The sequence below is a fragment of the Sodalis ligni genome, from assembly GCF_016865525.2.
GTDB classification, from domain to species: domain Bacteria; phylum Pseudomonadota; class Gammaproteobacteria; order Enterobacterales; family Enterobacteriaceae; genus Acerihabitans; species Acerihabitans ligni.
On the sequence record NZ_CP075169.1, the window covers coordinates 910406 to 924423 of the forward strand.

Annotated in this window: 11 protein-coding genes; 7 read left to right on the forward strand and 4 right to left on the reverse strand. The window is 56.8% G+C overall.

All coding sequences use genetic code 11. The annotated features are described in order from the left end of the window. Positions 1-65: 65 nt before the first annotated feature. The 3 genes from GTU79_RS04225 to metK form a co-directional block, all read right to left on the reverse strand. Complete coding sequence (locus tag GTU79_RS04225; RefSeq protein WP_132923384.1) at positions 66-572, reverse strand: SprT family zinc-dependent metalloprotease; 507 nt, start codon at positions 570-572, stop codon at positions 66-68. A gap of 924 nt (positions 573-1496) precedes the next feature. Beyond that, complete coding sequence (locus tag GTU79_RS04230; RefSeq protein ID WP_132923383.1) at positions 1497-2894, reverse strand: sugar porter family MFS transporter; 1398 nt, start codon at positions 2892-2894, stop codon at positions 1497-1499. Positions 2895-3225: 331 nt separating this feature from the next. Continuing rightward, entirely contained in the window at positions 3226-4380 is a 1155-nt protein-coding gene (metK, locus tag GTU79_RS04235; RefSeq protein ID WP_132923382.1) for a methionine adenosyltransferase, read from the reverse strand. A 695-nt stretch (positions 4381-5075) separates the two neighbouring features. On the opposite strand from metK, the gene GTU79_RS04240 reads away from it, so the two are divergent. From GTU79_RS04240 to tkt, 5 genes are all read left to right on the forward strand, one after another. Continuing rightward, complete coding sequence (locus GTU79_RS04240; protein WP_203522776.1) at positions 5076-5252, forward strand: hypothetical protein; 177 nt, start codon at positions 5076-5078, stop codon at positions 5250-5252. Continuing rightward, entirely contained in the window at positions 5245-7221 is a 1977-nt protein-coding gene (gene speA / locus GTU79_RS04245; RefSeq protein WP_203522775.1) for a biosynthetic arginine decarboxylase, read from the forward strand. Before GTU79_RS04240 ends, speA begins: the two co-directional genes overlap by 8 nt. Before the next feature lie 23 nt (positions 7222-7244). Beyond that, the gene (gene speB / locus GTU79_RS04250; RefSeq protein ID WP_203522774.1) at positions 7245-8162 is read left to right on the forward strand and encodes an agmatinase; all 918 of its coding nucleotides are present in this window, start codon (positions 7245-7247) and stop codon (positions 8160-8162) included. Between the two features lie 76 nt (positions 8163-8238). Then, complete coding sequence (locus tag GTU79_RS30975) at positions 8239-8373, forward strand: hypothetical protein (protein WP_275956918.1); 135 nt, start codon at positions 8239-8241, stop codon at positions 8371-8373. 697 nt (positions 8374-9070) lie between these two features. Continuing rightward, on the forward strand, positions 9071-11065 hold the full coding sequence (gene tkt, locus GTU79_RS04255) for a transketolase (protein WP_203522773.1): 1995 nt from the start codon (positions 9071-9073) through the stop codon (positions 11063-11065). A gap of 79 nt (positions 11066-11144) precedes the next feature. Here the strand turns inward: tkt and GTU79_RS04260 are convergent, their stop codons facing one another. After that, on the reverse strand, positions 11145-11900 hold the full coding sequence (locus tag GTU79_RS04260) for an SDR family oxidoreductase (protein WP_203522772.1): 756 nt from the start codon (positions 11898-11900) through the stop codon (positions 11145-11147). On the opposite strand from GTU79_RS04260, the gene GTU79_RS04265 reads away from it, so the two are divergent. Both GTU79_RS04265 and pgk read left to right on the forward strand, forming a co-directional pair. Further along, entirely contained in the window at positions 11884-12276 is a 393-nt protein-coding gene (locus tag GTU79_RS04265; RefSeq protein WP_203522771.1) for a hypothetical protein, read from the forward strand. The genes GTU79_RS04260 and GTU79_RS04265 overlap by 17 nt on opposite strands. 464 nt (positions 12277-12740) lie before the next feature. Continuing rightward, positions 12741-13904, forward strand: a complete 1164-nt coding sequence (pgk, locus tag GTU79_RS04270) for a phosphoglycerate kinase (RefSeq protein ID WP_203522770.1) — start codon at positions 12741-12743, stop codon at positions 13902-13904. Positions 13905-14018 lie beyond the last annotated feature (114 nt).

The following is a 14018-nucleotide window of genomic DNA, read 5'->3' on the forward strand; positions in this document are numbered from 1 at the left end:
GGTTATTCAACAAAAGGAAAAACGCAGGGTAGCGAATCTCGCGGCTGTAGGCAAATCGGAGGGGGTCAGGCATTTTCATCGTAATGGAGGATATTGCCGCACTGGCGGCAGCGATATTGGGCTTCGCCCCGGCGGATGCGATTATGTCGGCGGATGGTTAAATCATGGCGCCGGCATCCGCACGCGTATGGGTAGGTATGGGTACGTACCGTGGCAAGGTCGAACTCATGGGTGCGGCGGGGATCGGACTTTAGGACTTCGGACATCATCCAGCGCCATTCCTTGCCGTGAGGCGCTACGCGGCCAAACTGGCGGAATACCAGTAAATGCGCTAGTTCATGGGGAACGACTTCTTCAATAAAGCTGGCCTGGTTGGCCAGGAGGAGGACCGGATTGATGCGGATTTCCCATTTTTCCAGCCAGGCGGTGCCCGCCGATGTGCCTCGTTGCCGATAGGTTAGCGTCGGTTCAGGAAAATCGCAGTTAAAATATTGGCCGGCCAGGCGCAGGTTTTCGCGCAAGCACTGCATGACGGCCTGCTGAAGGGCTATGGGGATGCGGATCGGTTTCATGAGAGCAAGATAAACCAGCTTTGGGGCCGGTGGCAAGTGGGGGGGGGGCCCGATGGCGGCGGGCCGGCCGCTTCGGACTATTGGCGCGGTTTCCCTTTAATATGCTCGCTGCACGCCCGATGCTCGCGGTTTCCCTTTAACACGTTTGCTGCACGTCAGGTGATAGCGGGCTTACCGCGCTGTGGGGCGCTCGGTCGGGCAGGAAAATCATGCCCGATTCGACCCCATCAGCACGATTTCCCTTAACACGCTCGCTGCATGCCCGATGCTCGCGGTTTCCCTTTAACACGTTTGCTGCACGTTAGGTGATAGCGGGCTTACCGCGCTGTGGGGTGCTCGGTCGGGCAGGAAAATCATGCCCGATTCGACCCCATCAGCACGATTTCCCTTAACACGCTCGCTGCATGCCCGATGCTCGCGGTTTCCCTTTAACACGTTTGCTGCACGTTAGGTGATAGCGGGCTTACCGCGCTGTGGGGTGCTCGGTCGGGCAGGAAAACCATGCCCGATTCGACCCCATCAGCACGGTTTCCCTTAACACGCTCGCTGCACGCCCGATGCGCGCGGTTTCCCTTTAACACGCTTGCTGCACGTCAGGTGATAGCGGGCTTACCGCGCTGTGGGGTGCTCGGTCGGGCAGGAAAATCATGCCCGATTCGACCCCATCAGCACGATTTCCCTTAACACGCTCGCTGCACGCCCGATGCGCGCGGTTTCCCTTTAACACGCTTGCTGCACGTCAGGTGATAGCGGGCTTACCGCGCTGTGGGGTGCTCGGTCGGGTAGGAAAACCATGCCCGATTCGACCCCATCAGCACGGTTTCCCTTAACACGCTCGCTGCATGCCCGATGCTCGCGGTTTCCCTTTAACACACGCTCACTTTGACAGGCACGTTGTCACGTTGGGTGAAAGCGATCTGATTGTTAGGCGCGATCGCCGATTTCACGCAGGGATTTGCCGGTCATCAGGTTCCGTTCGATATGTTCGAGGGAGATGTTTTTGGTTTCCGGTATCAGCCAGTAGGTCAGGAGGATAAACAGGACGTTCAGGCCGCCGTAGACCCAGAAGGTGTTGGCGTTGCCCAATTTATCCAGCATGGTCAGGAAGGTGGCGCCGACTATCATGTTGGCGATCCAGTTGGTGGCGGTGGAGACCGTGATGCCGAAATCACGGCCTTTGAGCGGCTGTATTTCGGAACACAGTACCCAAATCAGCGGACCGGCGCTCATGGCGAAACCGACGATAAACATCATCAGCATGACAATGGCGAAATATTTTCTAAAGTCGGTTTCGACGCCGATATGCAGCAGCGTACCCAATACGCCCATGCCGACGGCCATAACCAGGAAGCCCAGCTTGAGGGTGGGTTTGCGGCCCCAGCGATCCACCAGGCCGATGGCGATAAAGGTGGCCAGTACGTTCACCAAACCGACAATGACCGTTCCCCACATTTGATCGGCGGTACCGGAGAAACCGGCGATGCCGAAAATCTTCGGCGCATAATACATGATGACGTTCATGCCGGTGAACTGCTGCATTACCTGCAGCAAGATGCCCAGATAAACTACACGGCGGAAGTTGCCGTTGCTGGTGAACAGTGCCCAGCCGCTTTGTTTGATCTTCAGGCTTTCGCGGATTTCATCCAGTTCATTTTTGGCCTGCGCCGAGGTATCCCGCAGCATATCCAGAACTTTCTGCGCTTCGATGAAACGCCCTCGCGCCGCCAGCCAGCGCGGGCTGCCCGGCAGGAACAGAACGCCGATGAACAGCAATACCGCCGGGATGGTTATCACACCCAGCATCCAGCGCCAGGATCCGCTGTAGCTAAAGCCGGTATCGGATAAATAGGCCGCCAGGATGCCGATGGTAATCATCAATTGATACATGGAAATCATGCTGCCGCGGATTTTTTCCGGCGCGATTTCCGATAGGTATAACGGGGCGGTGTAAGAGGCGACACCTACCGCCAGGCCGAGGATAACCCTGGCGACGATCAGCAGTTCAACGCTTGGCGTAAACGCGGAGCATAACGAGCCGATTACAAACAGCAGCGCGCCAATCAGCAGACTGTATTTACGGCCGAGTTTCGCTGACAGCCAACCGGCGCCTACCGCGCCCACCGCCGCGCCGAACATCATTGAACTGACCACCCATTCCTGTTCATGGGGGGTGATTTGGAAATCTTTCGACAGGAAGGGTAACGCACCGGCAATCACGCCGATATCCAGGCCAAAAAGCAAGCCGGCAAGGGCGGCCATAAAACAGACGAAAAAGGTTATGCGAGCATTAGAGCTGCCTGACCTATGTTTGGCAGTACTCATAGTACCTCCCTAATAACTTCAAAAATTAATAATTATGTATGTTAGGCAAATGCCTGGGGCATTATGTGCGCCAGATCACAACTATGTAATCGATTACACTCACATATTTTTGTTTAGAAAGCATTTATGCCTAAGACGGCAGTTAAAACTTTTCAAAAGCGCGTCATTCTTGCCGTTGGCAAAACCGTATCCCGGTATTAATAAGCTATAGCTGAAAACGAAGCGGTAGGCAAAAATTTACCATGCAAATTGGAAGTTAACCGAATGAAATTCATGGAAATGAGAAAGTGTAACCGGTTTCATTTTTTGCTTTAAAGGATGAATTTACCGTTTATTTTAAACCGGCGGCGTCGCGCAGCAAATGCGCCTTATCGGTTTTTTCCCACGGGAAATGTTCGCGGCCGAAATGCCCATAGGCGGCGGTTTCGCGGTAAATAGGCTGCAACAAATCCAGCATGGTGATCAAGCCGTACGGACGCAGATCGAAGAATTCGCGCACCAGCGGGATCAATTTGTCATCGGCTATTTTACCGGTGCCGAATGTCTCGATGGAGATGGACGTCGGTTCCGCCACGCCGATGGCATAAGACACCTGGATTTCACAGCGGCTGGCCAGGCCCGCGGCGACGATATTCTTGGCAACGTAGCGGGCGGCATAGGCGGCGGAGCGGTCCACCTTGGACGGATCCTTGCCGGAAAATGCGCCGCCGCCATGGCGAGCCATGCCGCCGTAGGTATCGACGATGATTTTACGTCCCGTCAGACCGCAGTCTCCCATCGGGCCGCCGATAACAAAACGGCCGGTGGGATTGATGAAATATTTGGTGGCGGGAGAGAGCCATTCGGCGGGCAGCACCGGCTTGATGATCTCTTCCATCACGCCTTCATGGAGATCCGCCAGCGAAATGTCATCGGAATGCTGGGTGGAGAGCACCACGGTATCGATACCGACGACTTTATCGTTATCGTAGGCAAAGGTGACCTGGCTTTTGGCATCCGGACGCAGCCAGGGCAGGGTGCCGTTTTTCCGCACCTGCGACTGGCGTGAAACCAGGCGGTGGGCGTAGGTAATCGGGGCGGGCATCAATACGTCGGTTTCGTTGGTGGCATAACCGAACATCAGGCCCTGGTCCCCGGCGCCCTGTTCCAGCGGATCGGTACGGTCCACGCCCTGATTGATATCGGGGGACTGTTTGCCGATAGCGCTGAGCACGGCGCACGAGTTGGCGTCAAAACCCATTTCCGAATTGATATAACCGATTTCGCGAATGGTCCTGCGGGTTAACTCTTCGATATCCACCCAGGCGCTGGTGGTGATTTCGCCGCCGACCAGCACCATGCCGGTTTTCACATAGGTCTCGCAGGCCACGCGGGCTTTGGGATCCTGTGCCAGGATCGCATCAAGCACGGCATCGGAAATTTGATCCGCGATTTTATCAGGATGTCCTTCTGAAACGGATTCGGACGTAAATAGGTGTTTAGCCATCGGTCTCTTTACCTTAGAATACGGGTTAGAAATGACTGCGTAGCGCTGTGGATAAATCACCGGGAAAAGCGATTTTCCTCTGATGGCATTACGCGTCCTGCAACGTCCCGCGGATTAATAGCATTAAGCAGTGAGTCGCTGAGTTAATCGGTCATACCCCAATATATGGATGGATTAACTTCTGGATGGCTATTCTAGGACACCCAGGCGTCTAAACGCCAGCAATTTTTCTTCTGAAATGTGTCCGTCAGGGGCTAATGGCAACGATTCACCCGCTGAAAATGCTTTGTCATGATTTTCATTTTGCATTTTAAGGGCGTTGGCTGTATAAATTCGCGCGCACATACATAGAGCGCGATGTGAATGGCCTTCGTTTACATCTTGTAACTTTTTATCTGCACCGGACCGGCTCCCGCGCCGCCGGATGCGCCAGCCCGGGGGTGACACAGTTAATGATCCGCACTTCATCGGTCGTCACCGACCCTATTCTCCGCTGTCTCGCATGCCCGGTAACCTATACTTATTCCGCGTCATTCCCAGTTTCTCGCCGATGTTACCGATACTTCGGCCTGACGCCGGCCGCCGGGACCGGCAGTTCATCCGCCGGCAACTGAGCCGGCAGCGCCAGGCATTTCCATTTCATGCGGCCCATTTTTCATGGGTTTCTTCTGTCCCGTAGCACGGAGTTCATCAAGGTGTTTTACAATTATGGTACCGATGTACCGGATGCCCGCTGCATCCGGCGGCGTTTATTGCTGTTGGCGGCCTGTGGGCGCACGCTTAACCATGCCACCGTCGGTGGTTTTTACGCTGTGAAAACGGTGCACGGGATCATCAACGTGAACCGTGGGAGAGAGCAACATCATGTTTGATGATCAAAAACACCAAGGGCCTCACCGTACCGGCCACCATGATACTTTGCGTTCCATGCAGGAGGTCGCCATGAATGACAGCGATGCCAGTAAAATGATGCGCACCTACAATGTCGCTTACTGGGGAAACAATTACTTTGATGTCAACGAACTGGGCCATATCAGCGTATGCCCCGATCCGGATTTCCCCGAAGCGCGCGTGGATTTGGCCGAATTGGTCAAAGAGCGGCAAAACGACGGCCAGCGGCTGCCGGCGCTGTTTTGCTTTCCACAAATCCTTCAGCACCGGCTGCGTTCCATCAACGGCGCCTTCAAGCGCGCCCGGGAATCATTCGGTTACCAAGGCGGTTATTTCCTGGTTTATCCGATTAAGGTGAACCAGCATCGTCGGGTCATCGAATCCCTGATCAATTCCGGCGAGCCCCTGGGTCTTGAAGCGGGCTCCAAGGCGGAATTAATGGCGGTATTGGCCCATGCCGGCATGACCCGGACCGTGATTGTCTGTAATGGTTATAAGGATCGCGAGTACATCCGCCTGGCATTGATTGGCGAGAAGCTGGGTCACAAAGTCTATCTGGTGATTGAAAAGCTTAGCGAAATTAAACTGGTGCTGGAAGAGGCCGAGCGGCTGAACGTGGTGCCCCGTCTGGGCGTGCGCGCCCGCCTGGCGTCGCAGGGCTCCGGCAAATGGCAATCCAGCGGCGGCGAAAAATCCAAATTCGGACTGGCGGCGGTCCAGGTACTGCAACTGGTGGAACTCCTGCGCAGCAAAGGCCGCCTCGACAGCCTGCAACTGCTGCATTTCCATCTCGGGTCACAATTGTCCAACATCCGCGATATTGCTTCCGGCGTGCGTGAATCGGCGCGGTTTTATGTGGAACTCCACCGGCTGGGGGTCAACATCGAATGTTTCGACGTGGGCGGCGGGCTGGGCGTGGATTACGAAGGCACCCGTTCCCAATCGGACTGCTCCGCCAACTACGGTCTCAATGAATATGCCAACAATGTGATTTGGGGCATCGGCGACGCCTGTAACGAATTCGATCTGCCCCATCCCACGGTGATTACCGAATCCGGCCGGGCGGTCACCGCCCATCATACGGTGCTGGTATCGAATATCATCGGCGTCGAGCGTAATGAGTTCAGCGAGCCGAACCCGCCGGATGACGACGCGCCGCGCGCGCTGGAAAGCCTGTGGCAAACCTGGCAGGAAATGCAGGAACCCCTTAATCGGCGCTCTCTGCGCGAATGGCTGCACGACAGCCAGATGGATCTGCACGATGTCCATACCCAATATACCCACGGCATGCTGGATCTGACCCAGCGGGCCTGGGCGGAGCAGCTCTATCTGAATATTTGCCGCATGATCCAGGTACAGCTTGATCCCAGCAACCGCGCCCATCGCCCGATTATCGACGAACTGCAAGAGCGCATGGCGGATAAGCTGTATGTGAACTTCTCGCTGTTCCAGTCAATGCCGGACGCCTGGGGCATCGATCAGCTCTTCCCGGTGCTGCCGCTGGAGGGATTGGACAAACCCCCCGAAGGCCGCGCCGTGCTGCTGGACATCACCTGCGATTCCGACGGCACCATCGATCACTACATCGACGGCGACGGCATCGCCACCACCATGCCGATGCCTCCTTATGATGTGGATAACCCGCCGTTGCTGGGATTCTTCATGGTGGGCGCTTATCAGGAAATCCTCGGCAATATGCATAATCTGTTCGGCGATACCGCGGCGGTGGACGTGTTTGTCTTTAAAGACGGCAGCGTGGAGCTCAATGAATCCGATGAAGGGGATTCCGTGGCCGATATGCTGCAATATGTACAGCTTGAGCCGGATGTGCTGCTCGCCCGCTTCCGCGATCAGGTCAAAGAGACCGATCTTGATCCGGCGCTGCAGGCGGAATTCCTCGAAGAGTTCGAGGCCGGGCTTTATGGTTACACTTATCTCGAAGATGAATAATGATGAATAACGAAGGAACAAACATGAGCACCCTGGGCCATCAATACGATAACTCCCTGGTTTCCAATGCGTTCGGTTTTCTGCGGCTGCCGCTGGAATTCAACCCCTACGACAGCGATGCCGATTGGGTTATCACCGGTATACCTTTCGATATGGCCACCAGCGGACGTTCCGGCAGCCGGCACGGTCCGGCGGCTATTCGCCAGGTCTCAACCAACCTGGCCTGGGAAGGCTGCCGCTGGCCCTGGGATTTTGATGTCCGCCAGCGCCTGAAGGTAGTGGATTGCGGCGACCTGGTATTTGAGTTCGGCGATGCCCAGGATTTCAGCGACAAACTGCAACAGCATGCGGAACGCCTGCTGGCGGCGGGCAAACGGCTGTTATCGTTCGGCGGCGATCATTTTGTCACGCTTCCTCTGCTGCGCGCCCATGCCAGGCAATTTGGCAAAATGGCGCTGGTGCATTTCGACGCCCATACCGATACCTATGCCAACGGCAGCAAATTCGATCACGGCACCATGTTCTTCCACGCCCCTAACGAGGGGTTGATCGATCCGCGGCACTCGGTGCAGATCGGCATTCGCACCGAATACGATCGCGATAACGGCTTCACCGTGCTGGACGCGGCGCAGGTTAACGATCGCCGCGTGGAAGATATCATTGCCCAGGTAAAAGGCATTGTCGGCGATTTGCCGGTTTACCTGACATTTGATATCGATTGCCTGGATCCGGCCCATGCGCCGGGTACCGGCACGCCGGTGATCGGCGGACTCAGCACCGATCGGGCCTTAAAGCTGGTGCGCGGCCTGCAGTCGCTGAATATCGTCGGCATGGATCTGGTGGAAGTGGCGCCGTCCTACGACCACGCGCAAATCACCGCCCTGGCCGCCGCCACTCTGGCCCTGGAAATGCTCTATATCCAAGGCGCAAAAAAAGCCTGATAACTCCCCAAACACCGAAAGCTAAACCGGGCGTGTTAAAGGGAGACCGCGCCAATGGTGTCGAAGCGGCCATCCTGTGGCCGCCGGAGCGCGCCATGGCACGGTAGACCCGCTATCGCTGAAGCTGCAACCCGGCGTGTTAAAGGGAGACCGCGCCAATGGTGCCGAAGCGGCCATCCTGTGGCCGCCGGAGCGCACCATGGCACGGTAGGCCCGCTATCACTGAAGCTTCAACCCGGCGTGTAAAAGGGAGACCGCGCCAATGGTGTCGAAGCGGCCATCCTGTGGCCGCCGGAGCGCACCATGGCACGGTAGGCCCGCTATCGCTGAAGCTTCAACCCGGCGTGTTAAAGGGAGACCGCGCCAATGGTGTCGAAGCGGCCATCTTGTGGCCGCCGGAGCGCACCATGGCACGGTAGGCCCGCTATCACTGAAGCTTCAACCCGGCGTGTAAAAGGGAGACCGCGCCAATGGTGCCGAAGCGGCCATCTTGTGGCCGCCGGAGCGCACCATGGCACGGTAGACCCGCTATCACTGAAGCTTCAACCTGACTTGTAAAAGGGAGACCGCGCCATAGCACGGTGGGCCCGCTATCACTGAAGCTTCAACCTGACTTGTAAAAGGGAAACCGCGCCATGGCACGGTAGACCCCCTATCGCTGAAGCTGCAACCCAGCGTAACATCAGCGCCCATCCTGCCGGAAACGACCCGCCATTACCCGCCCCCGGCGGCTCGAACACCCCTCCGCCTGAATCTCACCTCATATTTCGCGCATTCCTGCATATACATTTATTACCAATTTAGGTTACATTTAGCGATATTTTCTTTCTTAGTCTCTGAAGTTAAGTGATTGATTTTCATATAGCTTGGTCAACGAGACACTATTCAATCCGAACTGGAGTATAAAAATGACACCCCGTAAAACATTGGCGAACGCCATTCGCGCTTTGAGCATGGATGCTGTGCAAAAAGCTAAATCCGGCCATCCCGGCGCCCCCATGGGCATGGCCGACATCGCCGAAGTCCTTTGGCGAGACTATCTGCAGCACAATCCGTCCAACCCGAAATGGGCCGGCCGCGATCGCTTTGTCTTGTCCAACGGCCATGGCTCCATGCTGCTGTACAGCCTGCTGCATCTCACCGGCTATAACCTGCCGATGTCCGAACTGCAAAATTTCCGCCAACTGCATTCCAAAACCCCCGGACACCCGGAATACGGCTACACCGATGGGGTTGAAACCACCACCGGACCCCTGGGGCAGGGCATTGCCAACGCCGTGGGCATGGCCATTGCCGAACGTACCCTGGCGGCGCAGTTCAACCGTGCGGGCCATGACATCGTCGATCACCACACCTATGTGTTTATGGGCGACGGCTGCATGATGGAAGGGATTTCCCACGAAGTCTGCTCTTTAGCCGGCACCATGAAGCTGGGTAAGCTGACGGCGTTTTACGACGACAACGGCATCTCCATCGACGGGCATGTGGAAGGCTGGTTCAGCGACGACACCGCCAAACGGTTTGAAGCCTACGGCTGGCACGTGGTGCGCGGCGTAGACGGCCATGACAGCGAAGCCATCAAGGCCGCCATTGAACAGGCCAAAGCCGTTACCGATCGGCCCTCGCTGCTGATGTGCAAAACGGTGATTGGCTTCGGTTCGCCGAACAAGGCCGGTTCCCATGACGCCCACGGCGCGCCGCTGGGTGATGCCGAAGTGGCCGCCACCCGCAAGCAGCTGGACTGGAACGAAGCGCCGTTCGTCATCCCGCAGGAAATTTACGACGCCTGGGACGCCAAGTCCGCCGGCGCCGCCCGTGAAGCCGCCTGGAACGAAAAATTCGCCGCTTACGAAAAGGCCTACCCGGAACTGGCGACGGAATTCAAACGCCGCATCGAAGGCCGTCTGCCCGCCGATTGGCGGCAGCAGAGCCAAGCCTACATCGAAAAGCTCCAGGCCAACCCGGCCAGCATCGCCAGCCGCAAGGCATCGCAAAACGCCCTGGAAGCCTTCGGGCCGCTGTTGCCTGAATTTTTGGGCGGCTCCGCCGACCTGGCGCCCAGCAATCTCACCATTTGGTCGAAGTCGGTTTCTCTTGGCGACAACCAGGCGGGCAACTATATCCACTATGGCGTGCGCGAGTTCGGCATGACCGCCATCGCCAACGGTATCGCCGTGCACGGCGGTTTTATACCCTATACCGCCACCTTCCTGATGTTTGTGGAGTATGCCCGTAACGCGGTGCGCATGGCGGCATTGATGAAAATCCGCTCCATCTACGTCTATACCCATGACTCAATCGGCCTGGGGGAAGACGGACCAACCCACCAGCCGGTGGAACAGCTGGCCAGCCTGCGCCTGACGCCGAACATGCGCACCTGGCGGCCCTGCGATCAGGTGGAATCCGCCGTGGCCTGGCAGCAGGCCATAGAACATGCCCATGGCCCGAGCACCCTGGTGTTATCCAGGCAGAATCTGGTGCAGCAGCAGCGTACGCCGCAACAGTTGGCCGATATCGCCCGCGGCGGTTATATACTGAAAGATACCGACGGTACGCCTGAGCTGATTATTATCGCCACCGGTTCGGAAGTGGCGCTGGCGGTAACCGCGTGGGAAAAACTCAGCGGGGAAGGCCGCAAGGTCCGGGTGGTATCATTGCCCTCGCCTGAGGTGTTCGATTTGCAGGATGCGGCCTATCGCGAAGCGGTACTGCCCAAAGCGGTGTCGGCGCGTCTGGCCGTTGAAGCGGGTATCGCGGATTACTGGTACAAATACGTTGGCCTGAACGGGGCAATCATCGGCATGACCGGTTTCGGCGAATCGGCTCCGGCCGAAGAACTGTTCAAACTGTTCGGTTTCACCGCCGAAAATGTATTGGATAAGGCGCGCACGCTGCTGGCGTAAATTCAATAAAATCTTTCAAGGCACCCTCGGGTGCCTTTTTTATGTTACGCCCGGAACGGAGACAAATCTTCGGCTGGTTCTAGCGTGGGTTCATGGCGGCAAATATGGCGTCATAGCGACCATCCCGCTCGGCCCAGCGCCGGGTTCTGTCGTGCTCCACCAGCACTTCACCGCCGGGGTGATCCCCCGCCGCCAGCAACTGCATAACCTCCGCCACGTATGCCGCGAGCGGAACCGCGCGCGGGTCGGAGGCCTGCTGTTCGCCCGTGAGTTCCGTCTGTACGTAGGGCGGCGCCAGTTCAAGCACCTCGACGGGAACATGACGCAACTGATGGCGCAGCGATTGAAGCCAGGAGTGCAGGAATGCTTTGCTGGCGCAATAACTCGGAAAATCGGCCCGGGGTACGAAAGCCAGGTTGGAACTGGTCGCCATGATTGCCGCGTCCGGCCGCCCTTGCAGCACCGGCAGGAAAGCCGCGGTCACGCGCAGCACTCCCAGGATGTTCGTCTCCACTATCGCCTGAGCGGCACAAACATCCCAGCCATCCGCGGTCATGTTCTCCGCCCGAGAAATACCGGCGTTGGCGATAAGCACGTTCAGTTCTGGAAAACGCGCGCGCACGTCGCCGGCAAATTGAGACAATGAGGCCGGGTCATTGAGATCGAGCGTCATTCCGATCAGGCCAGGCCGGCTTGCCGTTATTTCATCAAGCAGGGACTGCCTTCGCCCTGCGATGACAACCCGATTGCCGCGGTCGTGAAAAGCTTCGGCGAGCGCCCGGCCGATGCCGCTGGTACCGCCGGTGATGAGGATAGTGTTGCCGGTCATTTTCATGGTTCGCTGCTCCTTTATTATGGACTTCGAGACACTCCCTGCTGGGATCCTCTCGACAAAGGACGCGTTGGATGACGGTAACGCCTACGACAGCGCCCTGCGGGCAACTGCAGAAACGATTATTACGTGGCTGCATTGGCATCGTCAATATTTTCCAAACGGGATTTTTCCAAAAAGGCCTTGCGAAGCCTCTGAGAATGGGACCTCCCCTGTAAAACGGCCGGCAATGGTGACCGCGTCCCGCTCGTTTGGCTTAAGTCTGATTTTTCTCGACTATTTGTGCAAAAAAACACCGTTTTATCCAGCGAAAACGGATCTCCATCACATATTTGCCAAAATAATTCCGCTGCGCTCTTTTTTTGATTATTCTAGCTGAAGCGTTTCAGTCAACCATATGGGTGCGCTTTTGTTCATGTGGATGACCGTTTATAATCGGAACCGTCAACGTTGTCGCCATCCGAGCAGCCCTTTGTTCAGCGGTCTTTTTAACAGCCGTCCGTCGGGCTTGAATTTTCGCAAAAAGCGGCATGGGACGCATTTAGTGGTATAGTTGACTGTATAACATGCTCTACCGTCACGATCGTTTTCAACATTATCCTCGTCCGGACGGACGGCGGCCTACCGCGGGACACGTGAGCACGACAAGCAACGATTCCTCCAGGCCGGTATGTTAAAAACCCCGGTGATAAAACAAGAGCGGGACATATATAAAAGCGCGGCACCGCCGTCCGGGCACTCTTCCGGCGGGCGTTGACCGTAAGCAGCTTCCAGGCCGGCGGACGGCAACTCGTCTTCCCGCCGCCCAGGCAACTTTACAAGAATCAAACAAGAGGGTTCACCATGGCTGTAATTAAGATGACTGATCTGGATCTGGCTGGTAAACGAGTACTCATCCGCTCGGATCTGAACGTTCCGGTTAAAGACGGCAAAGTAACGTCCGACGCGCGCATCCGCGCTTCATTGCCTACCATTGAAGCCGCGTTGAAACAGGGCGCGCATGTAATGGTGACGTCCCATCTCGGCCGTCCGACCGAAGGCGAATATAATGAAGAATACTCTTTGCTGCCGGTGGTCAATTATCTGAAGGACAAGCTGTCGTCGCCGGTTCGTCTGGCCAAGGATTATCTGGACGGCGTGGACGTGGCTGCCGGTGAGCTGGTGGTGCTGGAAAATGTCCGCTTCAATAAAGGCGAAAAGAAAGACGACGAAACCCTGTCGAAAAAATATGCCGCCCTGTGCGACGTCTATGTTATGGATGCCTTTGGTACTGCCCATCGCGCCCAGGCTTCCACTCACGGCGTCGGCAAGTTTGCCCCGGTAGCCTGTGCCGGCCCGCTGCTGTCCAATGAACTGGAAGCCCTGGGCAAAGCCCTGGGCAACCCGGCGCGTCCGATGGTTGCCATCGTCGGCGGTTCCAAGGTCTCCACCAAGCTGACCGTGCTGGATTCGTTGTCCAAGATTGCCGACCAGCTCATTGTCGGCGGCGGTATCGCCAATACCTTTATTGCCGCCCAGGGACACAATGTCGGCAAATCCCTGTACGAAGCCGATCTGATCCCCGAAGCCAAACGCCTGCTGCAAATCTGTGAAATCCCGGTGCCCGCCGACGTGCGCGTCGCCACTGAATTCTCTGAAACCGCCGCGGCGACCCTGAAGTCGGCCAGCGATATCAAAGACAATGAACAGGTGCTCGATATCGGCGATGCTTCCGCCGCACAACTGGCGGAAATCCTGAAAAAAGCCAAGACCATTCTTTGGAACGGTCCGGTGGGCGTATTCGAATTCCCTAATTTCCGTAAAGGTACCGAAATCGTCGCCAAGGCCATCGCCGAAAGCGAAGCGTTCTCCATTGCCGGCGGCGGCGACACCCTGGCGGCCATCGATCTTTTCGGCATTGCCGATCAAATTTCCTATATTTCCACCGGCGGCGGCGCTTTCCTGGAGTTTGTGGAAGGTAAAAAACTGCCTGCCGTGGTGATGCTTGAAGAGCGAGCCAAACAGTAACGCAACAGCAAGCCGGGCGCGCGCCATTATCGGCGCGCGCTTTCGCCGTTGCGAAGTCTGTACGGGGCAACGGTGTCCAGTCCCTCTTTTTTAATGGCCTACAAAACAGGACAA

Bases quoted from the DNA above. Each gene is read 5' to 3' on its own strand.
- GTU79_RS04225 (WP_132923384.1), bottom strand. From the start codon at position 572: ATGAAACCGATCCGCATCCCCATAGCCCTTCAGCAGGCCGTCATGCAG.
- GTU79_RS04260 (WP_203522772.1), bottom strand. From the start codon at position 11,900: ATGAAAATGACCGGCAACACTATCCTCATCACCGGCGGTACCAGCGGC.
- speA (WP_203522775.1), top strand. From the start codon at position 5,245: ATGTTTGATGATCAAAAACACCAAGGGCCTCACCGTACCGGCCACCAT.
- tkt (WP_203522773.1), top strand. From the start codon at position 9,071: ATGACACCCCGTAAAACATTGGCGAACGCCATTCGCGCTTTGAGCATG.
- metK (WP_132923382.1), bottom strand. From the start codon at position 4,380: ATGGCTAAACACCTATTTACGTCCGAATCCGTTTCAGAAGGACATCCT.
- GTU79_RS04230 (WP_132923383.1), bottom strand. From the start codon at position 2,894: ATGAGTACTGCCAAACATAGGTCAGGCAGCTCTAATGCTCGCATAACC.
- speB (WP_203522774.1), top strand. From the start codon at position 7,245: ATGAGCACCCTGGGCCATCAATACGATAACTCCCTGGTTTCCAATGCG.
- pgk (WP_203522770.1), top strand. From the start codon at position 12,741: ATGGCTGTAATTAAGATGACTGATCTGGATCTGGCTGGTAAACGAGTA.